Annotated in this window: 15 protein-coding genes; 10 read left to right on the top strand and 5 right to left on the bottom strand. The window is 62.9% G+C overall.

Translation table 11 applies throughout. The features are described from left to right. Positions 1-54 precede the first annotated feature (54 nt). Together glcE and glcD are read right to left on the bottom strand one after the other, a co-directional pair. Complete coding sequence (gene glcE / locus GH665_RS10555; protein WP_153135822.1) at positions 55-1122, bottom strand: glycolate oxidase subunit GlcE; 1068 nt, start codon at positions 1120-1122, stop codon at positions 55-57. Next, positions 1122-2621: a glycolate oxidase subunit GlcD gene (gene glcD, locus GH665_RS10550; protein ID WP_153135821.1), complete on the bottom strand. Its 1500-nt coding sequence runs from the start codon at positions 2619-2621 to the stop codon at positions 1122-1124. Before glcD ends, glcE begins: the two co-directional genes overlap by 1 nt. Positions 2622-2871: 250 nt before the next feature. Between glcD and glcC the strand changes: the two genes are divergently transcribed. Both glcC and GH665_RS10540 read left to right on the top strand, forming a co-directional pair. Further along, positions 2872-3639, top strand: a complete 768-nt coding sequence (glcC, locus tag GH665_RS10545) for a transcriptional regulator GlcC (RefSeq protein ID WP_153135820.1) — start codon at positions 2872-2874, stop codon at positions 3637-3639. Positions 3640-3766: 127 nt separating this feature from the next. Continuing rightward, entirely contained in the window at positions 3767-4642 is an 876-nt protein-coding gene (locus GH665_RS10540; RefSeq protein ID WP_153135819.1) for an MOSC domain-containing protein, read from the top strand. A 58-nt stretch (positions 4643-4700) separates the two neighbouring features. Here the strand turns inward: GH665_RS10540 and GH665_RS10535 are convergent, their stop codons facing one another. Further along, a complete protein-coding gene (locus tag GH665_RS10535; protein WP_153135818.1) occupies positions 4701-5081 on the bottom strand; it encodes a response regulator in 381 nt (126 codons plus the stop codon). 115 nt (positions 5082-5196) lie between these two features. Between GH665_RS10535 and GH665_RS10530 the strand changes: the two genes are divergently transcribed. The 5 genes from GH665_RS10530 (at position 5197) to GH665_RS10510 (ending at position 15554) form a co-directional block, all read left to right on the top strand. Beyond that, positions 5197-6405: a GAF domain-containing sensor histidine kinase gene (locus GH665_RS10530; RefSeq protein ID WP_246216187.1), complete on the top strand. Its 1209-nt coding sequence runs from the start codon at positions 5197-5199 to the stop codon at positions 6403-6405. A gap of 407 nt (positions 6406-6812) precedes the next feature. Continuing rightward, on the top strand, positions 6813-9353 hold the full coding sequence (gene nirB, locus GH665_RS10525) for a nitrite reductase large subunit NirB (protein WP_153135817.1): 2541 nt from the start codon (positions 6813-6815) through the stop codon (positions 9351-9353). Between the two features lie 31 nt (positions 9354-9384). Beyond that, positions 9385-9738 carry a nitrite reductase small subunit NirD gene (gene nirD / locus GH665_RS10520; RefSeq protein ID WP_153135816.1) on the top strand — a complete coding sequence of 118 codons (354 nt, stop codon included), beginning with the start codon at positions 9385-9387 and terminating at the stop codon, positions 9736-9738. 43 nt (positions 9739-9781) lie between these two features. Continuing rightward, the gene (locus GH665_RS10515; protein WP_153135815.1) at positions 9782-13984 is read left to right on the top strand and encodes a bifunctional nitrate reductase/sulfite reductase flavoprotein subunit alpha; all 4203 of its coding nucleotides are present in this window, start codon (positions 9782-9784) and stop codon (positions 13982-13984) included. 202 nt (positions 13985-14186) lie between these two features. Beyond that, positions 14187-15554 (top strand): MFS transporter, encoded by a 1368-nt coding sequence (locus GH665_RS10510; RefSeq protein ID WP_153135814.1) that lies wholly within the window; start codon positions 14187-14189, stop codon positions 15552-15554. Positions 15555-15628: 74 nt separating this feature from the next. Here the strand turns inward: GH665_RS10510 and GH665_RS10505 are convergent, their stop codons facing one another. Next, positions 15629-16561 (bottom strand): LysR family transcriptional regulator, encoded by a 933-nt coding sequence (locus tag GH665_RS10505; RefSeq protein ID WP_153135813.1) that lies wholly within the window; start codon positions 16559-16561, stop codon positions 15629-15631. 135 nt (positions 16562-16696) lie between these two features. On the opposite strand from GH665_RS10505, the gene GH665_RS10500 reads away from it, so the two are divergent. The 3 genes from GH665_RS10500 to GH665_RS10490 all read left to right on the top strand — a co-directional run bounded on the left by GH665_RS10500 (position 16697) and on the right by GH665_RS10490 (position 18687). Then, positions 16697-17713, top strand: coding sequence for a zinc-dependent alcohol dehydrogenase family protein (locus GH665_RS10500; RefSeq protein ID WP_153135812.1), 1017 nt, complete (start codon positions 16697-16699; stop codon positions 17711-17713). A 109-nt stretch (positions 17714-17822) separates the two neighbouring features. Then, positions 17823-18308: an SRPBCC family protein gene (locus tag GH665_RS10495; protein WP_153135811.1), complete on the top strand. Its 486-nt coding sequence runs from the start codon at positions 17823-17825 to the stop codon at positions 18306-18308. Next, positions 18292-18687, top strand: coding sequence for an ArsR/SmtB family transcription factor (locus GH665_RS10490; protein ID WP_153135810.1), 396 nt, complete (start codon positions 18292-18294; stop codon positions 18685-18687). Before GH665_RS10495 ends, GH665_RS10490 begins: the two co-directional genes overlap by 17 nt. Positions 18688-18733: 46 nt before the next feature. Here GH665_RS10490 and GH665_RS10485 read toward each other — a convergent pair whose 3' ends face one another. Continuing rightward, positions 18734-19891: a porin gene (locus GH665_RS10485; protein ID WP_153135809.1), complete on the bottom strand. Its 1158-nt coding sequence runs from the start codon at positions 19889-19891 to the stop codon at positions 18734-18736. Positions 19892-20083 lie beyond the last annotated feature (192 nt).

Here is a 20083-nt window from a genome sequence, read left to right as displayed (position 1 = left end):
GCCTTCAGGGCTTCACAGGTCGATGCTCATAGACTGAGGCTCACGGGCCGGGCCTCACAGGCCGGCATAAAGACGGCCGGGGTTGAAGAGGCCGCGCGGGTCGAGGTGCTGCTTCAACTGCTGATGAAATCGCAGTAGCGCCTGCGGCAGCGGCGTGAACGGTTCGGCGTCCACGCGTGGTGTGAAGCAGCTTGCGTGGCCACCTGCGGCGTGTGCGATCTGGCGGATGGTTACGGCCGGCGCATCGCTTTTGAGCCAGCGTTGCGCGCCGGCCCAGTCGAGCAGCGTGTCGCCGGGCAAGCGGACGAGGGGCGACCCATTCGGCAGCGAGAGGCGCCACAGTGGGCGCGGGTCGTCGAAAAACGCCAGACGATGCTCGCGCAAGGCGTCCCAGAAGCGCGAATCGAGTTCGGTGCCGCCAATGCGGTCCAGCGCCGAGGCCACCGATCCCGTGCCGCCTTCGAGCCGCACATAGAGGCGCCCGTCGACGTGAGCGGCGCCGCTGATCGGCAACGCGGCGCGGCGCCACGCCGACAACTCACGCAGCGCTTCGTTTGCATCGAGATCGAGCGTGAGGTTGCCGAGCGCGCGTGGTTTGGGCAATACCTTGAGCGACACCTCGGTGATCAAACCCAGGCATCCGAAGCTGCCGGCCAGCAGACGCGAAACGTCATAGCCCGCGACGTTCTTCATCACCTCGCCGCCGAAGCGCAGATGCTTCGCCTCGCCGGTGATGACCCGGCAGCCCAGCACGAAGTCGCGCACCGAACCGGACCACGGCCGGCGTGGTCCGGCGAGACCGGCGGCAACCATCCCGCCGACCGTGGCCGTGCCGTCGAAAGCCGGGGGCTCACAGGGCAGCATCTGACCGGCCGCGTCGAGCACCGCGTTCAGTTCGGCGACCGGGGTGCCCGCGCGCGCGGTGATGACGAGTTCAGTCGGGTCGTAGCTGAGCACGCCGCGATGAGAGCGCGTGTCGATCGGCTTGCCTTGCACCGGGCGGCCGAGAAAAGCCTTGCTGTTGCCGCCGCGAATCTTCAGCGGTGTGCCGTCTGCTCGTGCTTGCGAGATTTCGGCGACGAGCCGTTCGCTATCGTCCATCGATACCGGTTCGATCAGCATCAGAAACGCTCCAGTTCAGGAAAGGGCAGTGCGCCGTGGTGGACATGCATCGAGCCGAACTCGGCGCAGCGGTGCAAGGTCGGCACGTTCTTGCCGGGGTTCAGGAGGCCGTCCGGATCGAAAGCGGCTTTCAGCGCATGGAAAAAACTCAGTTCGTCACTATTGAACTGCGCGCACATCTGATTGATCTTTTCGCGGCCCACGCCGTGTTCACCGGTGATGCTGCCGCCCACCGCCACGCACAGTTCGAGGATCTTCGCGCCGAGGGCTTCGGCGCGTTCGGTCTCGCCGGGCGCGTTCGCGTCGAACAGGATCAGCGGGTGCATGTTGCCGTCGCCGGCATGGAAGACGTTGGCCACGCGCAAGCCATATTCGTTCGACAGCTCCTCGATGCTTTTGAGCACGCGCGGCAATTCGCGGCGCGGGATCGTGCCGTCCATGCAGTAGTAGTCCGGCGAGATGCGGCCCACGGCCGGGAACGCATTCTTGCGGCCGGCCCAGAAACGCTGGCGTTCGGCTTCGTCTTTGGCGAGCCGGATATCGGTGGCGCCCGCCGCGCGCAGCAGCGCTTCGACCCGTTCCACGTCTTCCTGCACGTCGCTTTCCACGCCGTCGACTTCGCACAGCAGGATCGCTTCAGCATCGACCGGGTAGCCGGCGTGGATGAAATCTTCCGCGGCGCGGATCGCGAGGTTGTCCATCATTTCGAGGCCGCCGGGGATCACGCCCGCGCCGATGATTTGTGCAACGGCGGCGCCCGCTTTCTCGATGTCGTCGAAACTGGCGAGCAGCACCTTCGCGCTTTGCGGTTTGGTGAGCAGCTTCACGGTGACTTCGGTGACGATGCCGAGCATGCCCTCCGAGCCGGTGAAAAGCGCGAGGAAATCGAAACCGGGGGCATCCAGCGCCTCCGAGCCGAGCGTGATGCGCTCGCCGTCGATCGTGAGAATCTCGAGCTTCAGGATGTTGTTGACGGTCAGCCCGTACTTCAGGCAATGCACGCCGCCCGCGTTTTCCGCGACGTTGCCGCCGATCGAGCAGGCGATTTGCGACGAAGGGTCTGGCGCGTAATACAGGCCATAGGGCGCGGCCGCTTGCGAGATCGCAAGGTTGCGCACGCCGGGTTGCACGCGGGCGATGCCGGCCTCGGGATCGACTTCGAGAATCCGGTTAAAGCGCGCCATCACCAGCAGAATGCCTTTGTCCAACGGCAACGCGCCGCCCGACAAACCGGTCCCGGCACCGCGCGCGACCACGGGAATCTTCTGCACGCTGGCGAATTTCAGCAGCGCCGCGACCTGTTCGACCCTGTCGGGCAGCGCGACCAGCATGGGCGTCGCTCGATAGGCGGCGAGGCCGTCGCATTCGAACGGACGCAAATCTTCCTGCTCGTAGAGAAGCTGCAAGTCGGGGATCTGCGCCTGCAACTGCGCGACAACTGCGGATTTGTCGTGCGTCGCGAGTGCGCCGTCGATGCGCTCGTCGTAGTGGTAGCTCATGTGGGGGTCTCCTGGCGCCGCGCCAACCTGGCGGTCATGCCCGTGGACACGGGTGCGCGAGCGTGTTTCAGGCGGAATTGTTGCGGCTACGGGACTTGCTGTCGACGGTCCTGACAAGTGGTCGTACCAGTTTTTGAATTGACAGTTTCACGGCAGCCAGGGCAAGTACGTTTATGAATGGGTGATAGAGCGAACAAGCATGATTTCCGCGTGTTAGCATTTGAAGGTGGTCATACCAGTTGGAATTGCAATGCAGACAGCAGATCAGGACAGCTCGCGGCAGGTCGCGGACGTGGTTGCCGAGCGGATCGAACGATTGATCGTCGACGGCGTGCTGAAAACAGGGCAGGCGCTACCCTCCGAGCGACGCCTGACCGATAAGCTCGGCGTGTCGCGCACGGCGTTGCGCGAGGGGCTGAAGCTTTTGCGGGCACGCGGCATCATCGAAACCTCGCACGGTAAAGGCTCGTTTGTCGCCAGCCTCACCGCGCAACCCGCGCTCACGCCGCTGATGCATCTGCTCGGCTCGCAGCCGCGCACCTTGTACGATCTGTTCGAGGTGCGCGGCTTGCTCGAGGCGGAATCCGCGCGCCTCGCGGCACTGCGCGGCACGCCTGCGGACTTCGTGCTGATCACGCGCCGCTATGAGGAGATGCTCGCGGCGCATGGCAAGGAGACCAGTGCGTCCACCCACGCGCGGCTCGATCATGCGTTTCACCTCGCGATTTGCGAGGCCTCGCACAACCCGGTGCTCGTGCATACCTTGAGTTCGCTGACGGACCTGTTATTGAGTTCGGTGTTTGCGTCGGTGAACAATCTCTATCACCGCGAGCCACAAAAGCGGGTGATCGATCGTCAGCATGCGCGGCTCTACAACGCCGTGACCGGCAAGCTGCCCGAACAGGCGCGCAAGGCGGCGGCCGATCATATCGCCAGCGTCTGCGCGAACCTACGGGAAATCGAACAGGAAGAGCAGCGGCTCGTGCGTGCAACATTGCGGCTGGAGGGCTGGGAGTGATCGGCGCTGCGGCGCGCGCCGCCTCGCGAAACTATCGCGCTGCCGGCGCGAACGTGTGCCGACGCTTTACAAGCTCTACAATCGCGCATCAACACAAAAAACGCGTGCCGCCCCACGCCTGAACAGCATGCCCACTATCAGCGAGCTTTTCGTCTACCCAATCAAATCCTGCGCCGGCATTGCGCTCAATGAAGCGCGTCTGCTCGCCACGGGCCTCGAATACGATCGGTACTGGATGGTCACCGACCCTGACGGCGCGATGCTCACGCAGCGCGCGTATCCGCGCCTGGCGCTGATCACGGTCGAGATCGGCCAGCACGAACTCCTGATCCGCGCGCCGGGCATGGGCGTGTTGCGCACGCCGCTCGACGCCGCCGCGCTCGGCGCAGCGCCAAAGGTGCAAACCGTGGTATGGCGCGACGCGGCCTACGGACTCGACACCGGCGAAGCAAGCGCTGCATGGTTTTCTGCGTTCCTCGGTGTGCCGGCACGGCTTCTGCGCTTCAATCCCGAGCGCGAGCGGATTGTCGATCCGGAGTACACGAGCAGCGTTGGCGGCGCCACCACGTATTTTGCCGACGGCTTTCCGCTGCTGGTCATCGGTCAGGCCTCGCTCGACGATCTGAATGTGCGCCTGAACAGCAAGGGCGCTCCGTCGATTCCGATCGACCGGTTTCGCCCCAACGTCGTGCTGACAGGGCTCGACGCGTACGAAGAAGACTATGTCGAGAGTCTGAATGTCGACGGCACGCAGGGGCAGGACGTGCAGTTGCAACTGGTCAAGCTGTGCGCGCGCTGTCCAATGCCGACCGTCGATCAGGCCAAGGGCGCGCCCGACCCCGACTGGCCAAACGAACCCACCGACACGCTGAGCACCTATCGGGCGAATCCGCAGCGAAACGGTGCACTGACGTTCGGCAACAATGCCGTCGTCGCGCGGGGAGCCGGGGCGTGGCTGCGGGTCGGCCAGGAAGTGGAAGCTGAATTGGCCTTTGGCGATTAAACGGGGTCCAACCGGGGCACGCAATTTCTGCGCTTGCCCGCAATTCCCACTAATGCCGCTAATGCCGGCCACACCCGGTCAGCGCCGCAAGGATTACCGGCATTGGCACCGGCTTGACGAAATGATGGTTGAAGCCGGAGCGCAACGACTCGGTCCGATCCTCGGCGCGCGCGAGCCCCGTTACGGCGACCAGCGTGGGCGGCGGGGTGTCCGCCACGCGCCGGATGCGCCGCGCGACCGCACGTCCGTCGAGACGCGGCATTTCGACGTCGAGCAGTGCGGCTCCCGGGTGCCACTCACAATACTGCGCGAGCGCGTCGAGGCCGTTGCGCGCGGTTCGAATGTCGAAACCATGCGCGCTGAAAAAAAGTACGTAGGCGGCCAGCAGGTTCGGATCGTCGTCGGCGATCAGCAGGCGTGCGGCATCGTCAGTAGACATCCGGTTTCTCCAGGTTGCGTACCTGGTATTGAGCAATTTGAAGTCCCGCTAGAATCGGGGTTCGAAGAATCTGTTTATTCCGGTCATTCCAGCACGCTATCCGCCACCGCTTCTTATGAATAAATTGCCGTTTGGGGACGAAAAGGAAGCGCGAATCGCGCGGGACATCGAGGCGGTCAGCCGCATCGAAGCGGTGCCGTCGATCCTGCGCTTGATCTGCAAAAACACCGGAATGGGCTTTGCAGCGGTCGCCCGGGTCACGGAATACAGCTGGACCGCCTGTGCGGTGCAGGACGAAGTGAACTTCGGCCTGGTCGCCGGCGACCAGCTCGATCTGCACACCACGCTGTGTTTCGAGTCGCGCGCCGCACGTGCGTCGATCGTGATCGATAATTTCACTGAAGACCCGGTCTACCGGGAGCATCACACAGCGCAGATCTACAAGTTGGGAAGTTATATCTCCGTACCGATCGTTTTGCCCGATGGCAGCTACTTCGGTAATCTCTGCGCGATCGATCCGAATCCGCACGATCTGTCGAATGCGCGCACGCTAAGCATGTTCGAAGTATTCGCCGATCTGATCGCGGCCCAGCTCGTCACGCAAGGGCGCCAGCAGGAGACGGAGGCGGCGTTATTCTACGAACGGGAGAATTCGAGCTTGCGCGAGCAGTTTATCGCGGTGCTCGGCCACGACTTGCGCAATCCGCTCTCCGCGGTCAGTGCCACCGCAGAGCTGCTGACGCTGCGCAAGAACGAGCCCGATCTCGTGAAAATCGGCCAGCGCCTGAAGACCACAACCTTGCGCATGGCGCGCCTGATCGACGATGTGATGGATTTCGCGCGCGGGCGTCTCGGTTCCGGTGTCGACGTATCGATCGGGGACGTCGACGATCTGGCGAGCGCGTTGCGCGCGGTGGTTGACGAAGCGCGCGAGGCCAATCCGGAACGGATGCTGGCCGACGACATCGCGATCGCCACGCGGGTTCGGTGTGACCGCATGCGCGTGCAGCAACTGCTTTCGAATCTGCTCGGCAACGCGCTAACGCACGGCGCGGCGGAGTTTCCGGTGCAGGTGAGGGCCCGGGTGGAGAACGGCGAGTTCGTGCTGAGCGTGTTGAACGGCGGCGACGCAATCGCGCCGGATGTCCTGCACAAGGTCTTCGAGCCTTACTGGCGGCCGCCCACCAGCAAGCCGGGCGGCGGTCTGGGGCTCGGCCTGTATATCTGCAAGCAGATCGTGCTGGCCCATGGCGGCAAGCTCGAAGTCAGATCGTCCGCCGGGGAAGGCACGGTGTTTGTGGCGAGGATGCCGATCGCAGCGTGATGTCACGCGGCCCGGGCGATGGCCCCGGCCGCATGCTCGCGGTTCGCACGAGCACAGTGCTGCGTCGCACCATCCCTGTGCTTCCCTGCATCAAAGCGTGACGCACACGCGGTTCACCGCACCCTTATCTAATTTGCCGCCAAGGCCCGCGCCACGGCGCTGCAGCCCATATTTCGCACGCTTGGCACGGGCTTTGCATTAAGCCTTCCCATCGGATCAACGTGGATCCGGCGCGAGTGCAACAACAGAGCACCCGCTGCAGCACAGGTCAGGACAACGGCGTCCCCCGAATTCAGTCATCGACTGGGTTCGCGGGACGCCGTTTTTATTTCCGGAGTCGCTTTCGCCAGAGGCTACGCGTCAGCGATCGAAGCACAGCAAGCTCAGCACACCAAGGAACCGCGGTCATGAAAATCATCGTTATCGGTCACGGGATGGTCGGCCACAAACTGGTCGAATGCCTGGCACAAGACGCGGCGCATGGCCTCGATATCACGGTGCTGTGCGAAGAATCCCGGCCCGCATACGACCGCGTGCATCTGTCCGAATTCTTCGCGGGCAAGACGGCGGACGATCTGTCGCTCGTCGAACCAGGTTTCTTCGAACGCCAGAACGTCTTGCTGAAGCTGAATGCGAAAGCCGTGGCGATCGATCGGGACGCGCGCATCGTGACGGTATCGACCGGCGAAACCCTGGCGTATGACAAGCTGGTGTTCGCCACCGGCTCCTATCCGTTCGTGCCGCCCGTGCAAGGCCGCGAACGGGCCGACTGCTTCGTCTACCGCACCATCGACGATCTCGAAGCCATGCAGGAATGCGGTGCGCGTTCGAAGACCGGCACGGTGGTCGGCGGTGGCCTGCTCGGTCTCGAATGCGCGAAAGCATTGCGCGACATGGGCCTGCAAACGCACGTGGTCGAATTCGCGCCGCGCCTGATGGCGGTGCAAGTGGACGACGGCGGCGGCCGCGTGCTGCGCAGCAAGATCGAAGAACTCGGTGTGACGGTCCACACGCAGAAGAACACCACCGCGATTGTCGACGGCGAGAACGGCACGCATCGCATGCAGTTCGCCGACGGCAGCTTCCTCGACACCGACATGATCGTGTTCTCCGCGGGCATTCGTCCGCGTGACGATCTTGCTCGCGCGAGCGGCCTCGCGCTCGGCGAGCGCGGCGGCATCGCGATCGACAACGCGTGCCGCACCAGCGACCCGCACATCTACGCGATCGGCGAGTGTGCGCTGTGGAACGGCCAACTGTTCGGCCTCGTTGCGCCGGGTTATGACATGGCGCGCACGGTGGCGAAGCAACTGCTCGGCGACCCGGCGGAATTCGCCGGTGCCGACATGAGCACCAAGTTGAAGCTGATGGGGGTGGACGTGGCCAGCATCGGCGATGCGCACGGCAATACGCCCGGCAGCCGCGCCTATCAGTTCAGCGACGAACGCAAGCAGGTCTACAAGAAGCTGGTGGTGTCCGAATGCGGCAAGTACCTGCTCGGCGGCGTGATGGTGGGCGAGGCGAGCGAATACGGCACGCTGCTGCAGATGATGCTGAACCGCATCGAGTTGCCGGCCTCGCCGGAGTTCCTGATTCTGCCGTCGTCAGACGGTCAGGCGAAACCGGCGCTCGGGGTCGAGGCCTTGCCCGCTAGCGCGCAGATCTGCTCGTGCAACAACGTCTCGAAGGGCGACCTGTGCGCGGCCGTCTGCGCAGGCGCAACCGATATCGGCGCGTTGAAGTGCGCGACCCAGGCCGGCACCTCATGCGGCGGCTGCGTGCCGCTCGTCACGCAGGTGATGAAAGCCGAGATGAAGAAGCAGGGTCTCGCGGTCAACAATCATCTGTGCGAGCACTTCCCGTATTCGCGCCAGGAGCTGTATCACATCGTGCGCGTGGAAGGCCTGCGCAGTTTCGGCGAATTGCTGGCGAAGCACGGACATGGTCTCGGCTGCGATATCTGCAAGCCGGCCGTGGCGAGCATTCTCGCCTCGTGCTGGAACGAATTCGTGCTGAAGAAGGAGCATGCGTCGTTGCAGGACACCAACGATTACTACCTCGCCAACATCCAGCGCGACGGCACGTATTCGGTCGTGCCGCGCATGGCCGGTGGCGAAGTGACGCCCGACGGTTTGATCGCGGTCGCCCAGATCGCGAAGAAATACGGCCTTTACACGAAGATCACCGGTGGTCAGCGGGTCGATCTGTTCGGCGCGCGCGTGGAGCAGTTGCCGTTGATCTGGGAAGAACTGATCGCAGCCGGTTTCGAATCGGGCCATGCATACGGCAAGTCGTTGCGTACGGTGAAGTCGTGTGTGGGTTCGACGTGGTGCCGCTACGGCGTCGGCGATTCGGTGGGCCTCGCGGTCGAACTCGAGAATCGCTACAAGGGCCTGCGTACACCGCACAAGATCAAATTCGGCGTGTCCGGCTGCACGCGCGAATGCGCGGAAGCGCAGGGCAAGGACGTCGGCATCATCGCCACCGAGAAGGGCTGGAATCTCTACGTCTGCGGCAACGGCGGCATGAAACCACGCCATGCCGAATTGCTCGCCTCGGACCTCGACAAGGAAACACTGGTGCGCTACATCGACCGTTTCCTGATGTTCTACGTGCGCACGGCCGACCGTCTGCAACGCACTAGCGTATGGCGCGACAACCTCGAAGGCGGACTCGACTATCTGAAGGGCGTGATTGTCGACGATCGCCTGGGCGTGGCGGCGGAGCTCGAAGTGGACATGCAGCACGTGGTCGACACCTACGAATGCGAATGGAAGAAGGCCGTCAGCGATCCTGAAACGCGTAAGCGCTTTCGTCATTTCGTCAACAGCGGCGAGCCGGACAGTAACGTCGCTTTCGTCGAGGAACGCGGCCAGATCCGGCCCGCGACGCTCGACGAGCGGCGCTCGAAGCTCGCTGCGATTCCTGTGGTTGCCGAAACCGTTTGATTTTTTGTGTCACTCATCGAGGACCCACGCCATGAACCTTGACCGTCTTCCGCTTGCCTGGACACCGATTTGCCCGCTCGAGGACATTGTTCCCAACACGGGTGTGTGCGCGCTCGTCAATGGCGAACAGGTGGCGGTATTTCACGTAGACAACGGCGACACGGACACCGTCGTGTATGCGATCGAAAACTACGATCCGGGCTCGCAAGCCGCCGTGCTTTCGCGTGGGCTGATCGGCAGTCTCGGCGAACGCCTCGTGGTCGCTTCGCCGATCTACAAGCATCACTTCGATCTGCGCACCGGCGAGTGCCTCGAAACACCGGCGTATTCCGTCAACGCGTTTGCCGCGCGGGTGGAAAACGGGCAGGTGTGGGTCGCGATCTGAGTCATTGATTCCTTATCGACCTTCTCGAACGATGCCGCCTGCCATGTCCTCCCGTAACGTCAAAACGGTATGCCCCTACTGCGGCGTCGGCTGCGGAATGGTGCTGCATGTCGAGGACGGCCAGGTCGTGAAAATCTCCGGCGACAGGGAGCATCCGGCCAACTTCGGACGGCTCTGCACGAAGGGGCAGTCGGCGCACGTCGCCCTGCGCAAGTCCGGGCGACTGGAAGGGGCGTTCGTGCGTCATGCCCGTGGCCAGGACCCGACACCGCTGCCGATGGCACAGGCGATCAGCGACACGGCAGCGCGTCTGCGTGGCCTGCTCGATGCACACGGACCGGACGCGCTGTCGTTCTATGTGTCCGGGCAAATGTCGATCGAGGCGCAGTATCTCGTCAACAAGCTCGCCAAGGGTTTTGTCGGTACCAACAACATCGAATCGAACTCGCGTCTTTGCATGGCGAGCGCGGGCAGCGGCTACAAACTCTCGCTTGGCGCGGATGGCCCGCCGGGATCGTACGAAGACATCGATCACGCCGACCTGTTCTTTGTAATCGGCGCGAATATGGCCGACTGTCACCCGATTCTGTTCCTGCGGATGATGGATCGCGTGAAGGCGGGCGCAAAACTGATTGTGGTCGATCCGCGCCGCAATACGACCGCTGATAAGGCCGATCTTTTTCTGCAAATCAAGCCGGGTACCGATCTGGCATTGCTCAATGGGCTGCTGCATCTGCTGCATGAAAACGGCCATACGGATGCGGCTTTTATCGCCGACGCCACGCAAGGCTGGGACTCGATGCCGGCCTTTCTCGCGGACTACACACCGGAGAATGTGGCGGAGATAACAGGCCTCGCCGCCGAGGACATCCGCCGGGCCGCGCATATGATTGGCGCGGCGCCGGAGTGGATGAGCTGCTGGACCATGGGCCTGAATCAGAGCACGCATGGCACATGGCACACGAACGCGATCTGCAATCTGCATCTGGCGACCGGCAAGATTTGCCGCCGCGGCAGTGGACCGTTCTCGCTGACCGGCCAGCCCAACGCGATGGGCGGCCGTGAAATGGGCTACATGGGTCCGGGTTTGCCGGGACAGCGATCGGTGCTGGTCGAAGAAGACCGCGTATTTATCGAAAACCTGTGGGCCATTCCGAAGGGCACACTGAAAACGGAAGTCGGTAACGGCACGATCGATATGTTCACCCGCATGGCCGCGGGCGAAATCAAGGCGTGCTGGATCATCTGCACGAATCCGGTCGCAAGTGTCGCGAACCGTCAGAACGCTATTGCCGGATTGCGCGCGGCGGAGCTCGTAATTGCGCAGGATGCGTTCCTCGACACCGAGACCAACCGTTACGCCGATGTGCTCTTGCCAGGCGCGCTGTGGGCCGAGGCCGAAGGCGTGATGATCAACTCCGAGCGCAATCTGACGCTGATGCAAAAAGGCATCGAGCCGCCAGGCGCCGCGTTGCCGGACTGGCAGATCATTGCGCGCGTGGCGTGTGAAATGGGTTTTGCCAATGCGTTTAGCTATGCCAGCGCCGAAGAGGTTTTCGCGGAAATCACCCGCGTGTCGAATCCGAAAACCGGCTACGACCTGCGCGGCGCGAGCCATCGGCGGTTGAGGGATACGCCGCTGCAATGGCCGCTTGCTTCCAGCGACGCCGCCGAGCGCAATCCCATTCGCTATGTCAACGACGGCATTAGCCAGACACTGAAGGAAGGGCCCGACGGCAGCCGTCCACGGCTGGTGTTTCCGACCGCAAGCGGTAAGGCCGTGTTTTTTGCCCGTGCCTATGCAGCCCCGGCGGAATTGCCCGATCGCGAATTTCCGATCGTGTTGAATACGGGGCGCTTGCAGCATCAATGGCACACCATGACCAAGACCGGCAAGGTCGCGATGCTCAACAAGCTTAACCCGGGCCCATTCGTCGAGATTCATCCTGAGGATGCCGCCACGCTCGGCATCAAGGCCAAAGATCCGGTCGAAATCCGTTCGCGGCGTGGCCGTGCCGTGTTGCCGGCAGTCGTCACGGAGCGCGTGCAGGCAGGCAACTGTTTTGCGCCGATGCACTGGAACGACGTATTCGGCGACGACCTCTGCATCAACGCCGTCACCAGTGACGCCGTCGATCCGATCTCGCAGCAACCTGAACTCAAGTTCTGCGCGGTAGCGTTGAGCCCGGTTGTGGCCGATGCCATCGAGCCGGTTTCGAGCGCGGATGACGAGACGCTCACTGAGCCGCTTGCCGCTGGAGTCGACGCGGCAAGTCCTGGCGCACTATCGGCGGACACCAAGGAACCGGACATGCCCCGCATCGATGCACTGACTCGCCTGTTGCAGCTTCCACCGACGCAGGCGCCGTCGTTCACGGAGCCCGAGCGGGCGTATCTGGCCGGTTTCGTTAGCGCGCTGCGCTCGGTAGAAGGACAAGGCATCGACAGCGTGCCGGTTCTTCCGGCGGGCGCCCCGTTTGATCCGGCAAACCGCCTGTATGTGGACGGTTTGCTGGCCGGACTGTATAGCCGCAGTGGAACCCATGCGGCGGTGCGTGCCGGTACGCTTGCCGCACCGCATGACGACGGCACGCAGGCATCCGGTGTGCGTATCTTGCGTGTGCGACCCAAGGTGACTCTGTTGTGGGCCTCGCAAACCGGCAACACGGAATCGTTGACCGAACGTTATGCCACGCGGTTGATGGAGTCGGGTTTCGAAATCCGCACCGCGTGCATGGCGGACTATCCGGTCTCCGCGCTGGCGAAAGCGCAGTACGCGCTGCTGATGTCGAGCACCTTCGGCGACGGTGATCCACCCGACAACGCGCAAGGTCTGTGGTCGCAACTGGCCGGCGACGCCGCGCCTCGTCTCGACGGATTACGCTACGCGGTACTCGCATTGGGCGATCGCAACTACGACCAGTTTTGCGGCCATGGCCGCCGTCTGGACGAACGTCTCGCCGCTCAAGGCGCGCTGCGTTTGATGGACCGGGTCGACTGTGACAGCGAGTATCAGGAACAGGCTGACGCATGGCTGGAAAGCATCGTCGTGCGTATCAAGGAAGAAGATGCGGCGCTGCACGCGGTGCCGCCTGGCGGCATGATCAACGCGGTGGTGCCAGGCGCCGTGCCGACCAGGACGCGGCCGGCCGCATCCCGTCTCGTCAGAAACCTGCCATTGAACAAACACGGCGCCGCGAAGGATACGCGTTACTTCTCGTTGAGCACGGGCGACTCGGGCCTCGAATACGAAGTGGGCGATGCGCTGGGCGTATGGCCGAGCAACTGCCCTGAACTGGTCGACGAGTTGATCAGCCTGAGCGGTTTGAGCGCGGACGCGACGGTCAACGTGTCCGGCGCGGGTGAAATGCATCTCGCCGACGCGCTCGCGAGGCACTACGAGATCGCGCGTCCCAGTCCCGATGCGCTCGCGTTCATTGCCGCCCGCAGCAACAACGGCGCACTGCGCGATCTGCTCGGTGCCGGGCGCAAGGCCGATCTCAAACAATGGTTGTGGGGCCAACAGCTCGCCGACGTCCTTCACGAATTTCCCGTCAAGCTGACGGCAGCCGAATTGACCGGCATGCTCAAGCGCCTGCAACCGCGTTTGTACTCGATTGCATCGAGTCCGAAAGCGCATCCCGGCGAAGTTCATCTGACGGTTGCCGCGGTTCGCTATAACAACGGCCGCCGCCATCGCAAGGGCGTCTCGTCGACGTTTCTCGCCGACCGCGCGGGTGACGTCAATGTGCCGGTATTCGTGCAGAAGTCGGCACACTTTCGGCCTCCTCATGTTTCCGGCACGCCGATCATTATGGTTGGCCCAGGCACCGGCGTTGCACCGTTTCGCGGATTTCTACACGAACGGCGTGCACGTGGTGACAAGGGACGCAACTGGTTGTTCTTTGGCGAGCAGCACGCAGCCACCGATTTCTACTATCGCGACGAACTTGAAGCGATGCGGGACAGCGGTGTTCTAACCCGGCTCGACGTTGCTTTCTCGCGCGATCAAACGGAAAAAATCTATGTGCAGGACCGCATGCGCGAGCAGGGTGCGCAATTGTGGGCATGGCTCGAAGACGGTGCGCATTTCTACGTCTGCGGCGACGCAAACCGGATGGCAAGAGACGTGGACGCGACGCTCAAGCATGTGGTTGCCCAGCACGGCGCCATGAGCGAAGAAAAAGCCGCTGAGTATGTGAGCCATCTGGCGCAGGAAAAGCGCTACGTACGTGACGTTTATTGACTTTTAATGCGGTGGCCAATGCGCCGCATCACGATCCCGCAGAGTACGCAGTACAGCTTCAGAAAAGAGCCCGGATGGCATGAAGGTTGCATGTTCATACCGGAATTCAACGTGATGATCATTCCGGTGCGCCATGCACGAGCGCAATGAGTCAGCGTGATGCGCCAGGTTGGAAAACAATCAGTCTATTTGAGGATGCCTAATGAAAAACGTGATGAGCTCACTAAAGAGCGGAGACTGGCGCGCACTGGTGGCGTGTTTTCTCTACTTCGACACCGGCTTCACGGTCTGGGTGCTGTACGGACCGCTTGCGCCGTTCATCAGCAAGAGCGTGGTTATGACGCCTGCGCAGCAAGGTTTGCTGGTCGCCGTGCCGGTGCTGTCGGCGGCAATCCTGCGCGTGACGCTCGGTAACCTCTATCAATCGGCGCATGGCAAACGCATTGCGCTGATGGGCGTGTTGCTGTCGGCGGTGCCGACCATCGTGCTGCCGCTGTTGCCGTTCGTGCCGTCGTACACCTTGCTGCTGGTGCTCGGCGTATTCCTCGGCGTGGGTGGCGCGAGCTTCGCGGTGGCGCTACCGATGGCCGGCAGCAACTATCCGCCGAAAGTGCAGGGCCTCGTGCTGGGCCTTGCCGCTGCCGGCAACATCGGTGCGGTGCTCGACGGTTTCCTGTTTCCCCAACTGGCCGCGCACTACGGGTGGCAAATGGCCACTGCCGGCGCGCTGCCGTTGCTCGCCATCGCGGGTATCACGCTGTACTTCTGGGCCAATGATTCCGGCATCAAATCGGGCAGCGTGCTGCGCGCGTTCGGCAGCTTCGCGATCACGCTGGCCGGTTTGATCGTGCTCGTGCTGCTGGTCGAAGCAGGCATGTTCGGCTCGGGCAAGACCGGCGTGCTGCTGTTGCCGGTGATCGGCGCGCTGCTGGCGATTGCGGTGCTGCCCAAGCGCTATCGCACGGTACTCGCCGAGCGCGACACGTGGGTGATCATGCTGGTGTACAGCATCACGTTCGGTGGTTTTGTCGGTATGTCGTCGTATGTTTCGCTGCTGCTAACGAATCTGTATCAGCTCTCGAAGATCGACGCAGGTCTGTTCATGGCGCTGCTGGCCGCGACCGGCGCGATCGTGCGGCCGCTCGGCGGTTTGATTGCCGATAAGGTATCCGGCGTGCGCGCCTTGACCTTCCTGCTCGCGATCATTTCGCTGTGCGACTTCGTCTTTGCCGCCGCGATGCCGTCGATAGTGGGCGGGATTGCGCTGTTGCTGTGCCTGTATGTGGCCTTCGGTCTGGGCAATGGCGCGACCTTCCAGTTGGTGCCGCATCGTTGGGCGGGCCGCACCGGCCTGATGTCGGGCATTGTCGGCGCCGCGGGCGGCATTGGCGGCTTTTATCTGCCGGTTGTGATGGGCATTGCGAAGGAAAGCACCGGCAGCTATCAGATGGGCTTCGCGACTTTCGGCGCGCTGGCGGCTTGCGCGTTCCTCGCGATCGTCGCACTGCGCCGTCCGTGGATGGCGTGGTCGATGCACAGCAGTGTGATGCACGCGCACGCAACGGAGTAGTGCAACTGGACGTCCGCAGCGCGACGCCGGGTGTCGTGGCGGTGCGGACGTCCTAATGTCCGAACGTCCTGGCGCTATGTGTCCGCTATTTCCACTGTGCCTACGGCAAGAATGGCGGGCACCCGTGCCGCGAGTTCGTCGATCGCCACGCGCATTCTCGACGGCAGATGCCGCGTCTGTTGCCACGCCAGATGAAGCTCGATACGCGGCCCGGGCAACTCGGGCAATACCTTGACCAGTGCGCCGCTATCGAGCGCGTCCGCGATCAGCCAGCACGGCATGCGTGCGATCCCCGCACCCGCGATGGTGGCCGCGAGAATGGTCTCAAGATCGTCGAGACGCAACCGGTGCCGTGCCGCGACGCTCTTCCATTCGCCGTTTTCATCGGGCAGCGGCCACGCCGCTTCCTGCCGCCCGGTTACATAGAAGATGCCTTCATGGCTGGCGAGCTCCTCGACCGTGCGAGGCGTGCCGTGCTTCGCCAGATAGGCGGGCGCCGCGCATAGCGCCATCACCTGCTCGCCAAGCTTGCGCGCCACCAATCCCGCCGCCGCGCCGCGCAGCCTTCCGCTTCGTACAACCAGATCGATCCCTTCGTCGACCAGATCGGTGACCCGGTCCGTGAAGCTGATCTGCAACTCCAGTTGCGGATAGCGCTGCGCCAACTCCAGCAGAATCGGTGCAATGCAGCGCCGCCCGAACAACACGGGCACGCTGACATGCAGGCGCCCCTGTGGATCGCGGCGCCCTGCGTGCAGGGTGGCTTCGCCGGCTTCGAGTTCGGCCAGCGCGCGCACGCAGCGCTCGTAGAACGCGTGGCCGTCTTCGGTCAGGCTCTGGCTGCGCGTGGTGCGGCGAAAGAGCCGCGTGCCGAGCTGATCCTCCAGGCGCGCGATCGTCTTGCCGACCGCCGAGCGTGACAGGTGCATACGCTCGGCGGCGAGTGCAAAGCTGCCGGCTTCCGCCGCATTGACGAAGGCGGTGATACCGCTCAGACGGTCTCTCATCGAAGTTTCTCCCTGCGGGTACGCCATTCCAATTGGCGACAAAATAGCTACAGTCTAGCGAAAATTCTCCACCACTGTAGCGTGCTGAGAAACCGTAGACTTTTTACCGTTAGTAACGAGCAGGCGGGAGCCGACATGCAAACGATGGGTAAATGGGTTTTTCGGCAAGCAGGCGTGCAGCATCTGGCGCTGGAAGAAACGGCGGTGCCTACACCCGGCGTGGGGGAGATCGTTGTGCGCGTGGCGGCGGTTGCGTTGAACTACCGCGATCTCGGTTTCATTAACGGCGGCCAGTCGGGCACCGCGTTGACCTTGCCGGCGACACCAGGCTCCGACCTGGCCGGCGTCGTGGTGGCCACGGGGGCAGGCGTGATCCGCTTTAGTGAGGGCGACGACGTGCTCGGAACATTCTGGGCGGGGTGGATCGATGGCGAATGCCCGCCTGAGGCCCGTGTGCTTGGTGGCTCCTTGCCCGGCGTGCTGGCACAGTACGTCATCCTGAACGAAGCCTGGGCAGTCCGCGCGCCGCGTACCTTGAGTGCGATCGAGGCCAGCACGCTGCCATGCGCCGGGCTCACTGCGTGGTTCGCGCTGGTCGAGAAGGGCACCGTGCATGCCGGGCAGACGGTGCTGATGCAAGGCACCGGCGGCGTCGCGCTGTTCGGCGTGCAACTCGCTCGCGCCCACGGCGCGCAGGTGATCGTTACCTCAAGCAGCGCGGCCAAACTGCGGCGCGTGCGCGAACTCGGCGCGACCCATGGTATCGACCGCAGCGAGACGCCCGATTGGGATCGCGTTGCGCGCGAGATGACGGGTGGACGGGGTGTCGATCACGTGTTCGAACTGGCGGGTGGCGACAACCTGGGCGCCTCGTTGCGTGCGCTGCGTCAGGGCGGCCGCATTTCGCTGATCGGCACGCTCGACGGCTACAACATGTCGCTGCCGAGTATCCCGTCGTTCATTGGCCGGCCGACTATCCAGGGCATCGGCGTCGGACATCGGCGCGCGTTCGACGATCTGGTGCGCGCGGTCGATACGCTCGGTCTCAAGCCGGTTGTCGATACGGTCTACGCATTCGACCAACTGCCTGCCGCGCTGGCGCATCTTGAACGCGGTGCATTTGGCAAGGTGGTGGTGAAGGTCGGCGATTGATACGGAGACCTTGAGTACATTGAGTACGTTCGGTACGTGCGAAAAAATATGCAGGCAAATACTTGCATGTCGTGAGCGACGCGCCTAATATGCAGTCAGGAGGCTGCATATGAAAATCTCATCGGACACATCGAAAGGCACATCGACCGATCGCATCGAAAAACAGATTCTGCTGAGGGCGCCGCGCTCGCGCGTGTGGCGCGCGGTGTCCAACGCCGACGAATTCGGTAAATGGTTTTGCGTGAATTTCAACGGCAAGCAGTTTGTGGCCGGTCAACCCATTCAAGGCAAGATCACCTATCGGGGTTATGAGCATCTCGTCATGGAGGTGCTGGTGGAGCGCATCGAGCCGGAACATCATCTGTCGTTTCGCTGGCATCCGGCCGCGGTGGATGTGACGGTCGATTACTCGTCGGAGCCCACCACGCTGGTCGAATTCAAGCTGAGCGAGGTCGATTCGGGTACTTTGCTGCGCGTGATCGAATCGGGTTTCGACCAGATTCCCGCCTCGCGCCGCGCGGAAGCGTTCCGCATGAATACCGGCGGCTGGGAGGAACAGATGCTCAACATAGAGAAGTATGTCGCCAAAGGATAAATTACCCGGCAAGCCGCCCGGTGCTAAACCGGCTGCCGGCCCTGCGCGTGTGAAGGCTGCCATGCTGCGAAGCTCCGCGCAGATTTTCGCGGCGCTCGGCGACGAAACGCGCCTGCGTCTGATCGCCGTGTTGTGCGCGGGCAGTGCGATGTCGATTGCGCAATTGACCGCCGGCACGGAAATGACACGGCAGTCGGTCACGCAGCATTTGCAGGTGCTCGCCAATGCCGGCCTGGTACGCGACGTCAAGATGGGCCGTGAACGCTTATGGGCGTTTGAACCGGCGCACCTTGACGAAGCGCGGCAAGCGCTCGAGGCGATCTCGCAGCAGTGGGATCAGGCGTTGTTGAGATTGAAGGCGGCGGTGGAGGAAGATTGACACCGGCAGCGCGACGCCCAGCCGCCAACCCGCAACCTGTTGACGCTCAGAACTGGTGGCGCAGCGCGACTCGCACCGCGAGCTGATTGCCCGTCGACGACGGCGCCTGCACGCCAGGGATGAACGCATTGTCGAGAATCGAGTGGGTCGAACTGCCCGCGACCTTCTGGAATTCGCCCTGCACGTAAACGTCCGTGCGCGTCGATAGGTTGTAATCCGCCATTAAGCCGACCGAGTGAATTTTCGGCTTCACGCTGCCGGTCGACGCATCGTAGTTCTCCATCGTGTACACATATTGCGCACCGACAAAGAAGGCCGGCGTGAACTGATATTTGCCGTTCACTTCGAAATTCTGGTACTTCAGCGTATTCAATGTGACGCCGGATGCCGCCAGCGGAATGCCGATATAGCCGTTGCCGGTCGGGTCCTTATAGTTCGAGTTGGTGTACGCAAAACCGGCGCTCGCCGAACCAAAGGTGTAGTTGATGCCGGCGCCGAATACCCGCATGCGCCCGGCGATGAAGCTCGCGTCGTTCGCGGTGATCGCACCGGTGGAACCCGCGCCCGGATTGTTTGCCTGCAGGTAGGCGGCTGCAATCAACAACCCGCCGTTTGAATACTTGCCGCCAAAGCTGTAGGCGCGGTTGTTCGCGAAGTTCGTGTCGTTGCTGAAGCTGTACACGCCGCCGAACTGGAAGCCCGCGATCTCCGGGCTTGTGTACTTCACGCTATTGCCGAGGCGGAACGAGTTGTCGGTATTGTCGTTGTCGTACGGGTGCGCAAACAGGTAGCCGGCCCAGTTGCCATTGGCCGTGGTCGGCGCGAGATAGTCGACCACCGAGTCGTACTGGCGTCCGAGCGTGACCGTGCCGAACCGGCCGTCGCTCAAACCTGCGTAGGCCTGACGGCCGAACATGCGGCCGCCCTGGCCAAGCCGTCCCGAGCTTATGTCGAAGCCGTTTTCCAACTGGAACACCGCCTTCATGCCCCCGCCCAGGTCTTCCGAACCCTTCAGGCCCCAGCGGCTGCCCTGCGCATAACCGCTCGCCATTTCCCAGACCGCTCCGCGTCCCGCGTTGTTGGTGTAGTCGATACCCTCGTCGAGCACCCCGTACAAGGTCACGCTGCTCTGCGCGAAGGCAGATGGGGCCGCCAGCGAGGCGAGCGTGGTGAAAGCGGCGGTAGCGAAGAGATTCTTTTTCATTGTGAGCTCCAGACGTTGGTAATGAGCGGCCCGGGTGGTTCGAAGCGAGGTTCAGCACAGGGTTCGAACCGCGATCCGACCGGCTTCAACGGCCGCTGCTTTTTGGCAAAGGCTGGATTCTGCTATTCGAGATGGGAAACGCGTATGAGGCACATCCCTGGATAAACGTGACTTTTTCGAATGTTTGTCCCG

Source organism: Paraburkholderia agricolaris, assembly GCF_009455635.1.
GTDB lineage: Bacteria > Pseudomonadota > Gammaproteobacteria > Burkholderiales > Burkholderiaceae > Paraburkholderia > Paraburkholderia agricolaris.
This window is presented reverse-complemented; position numbering and strand designations above follow the sequence as displayed.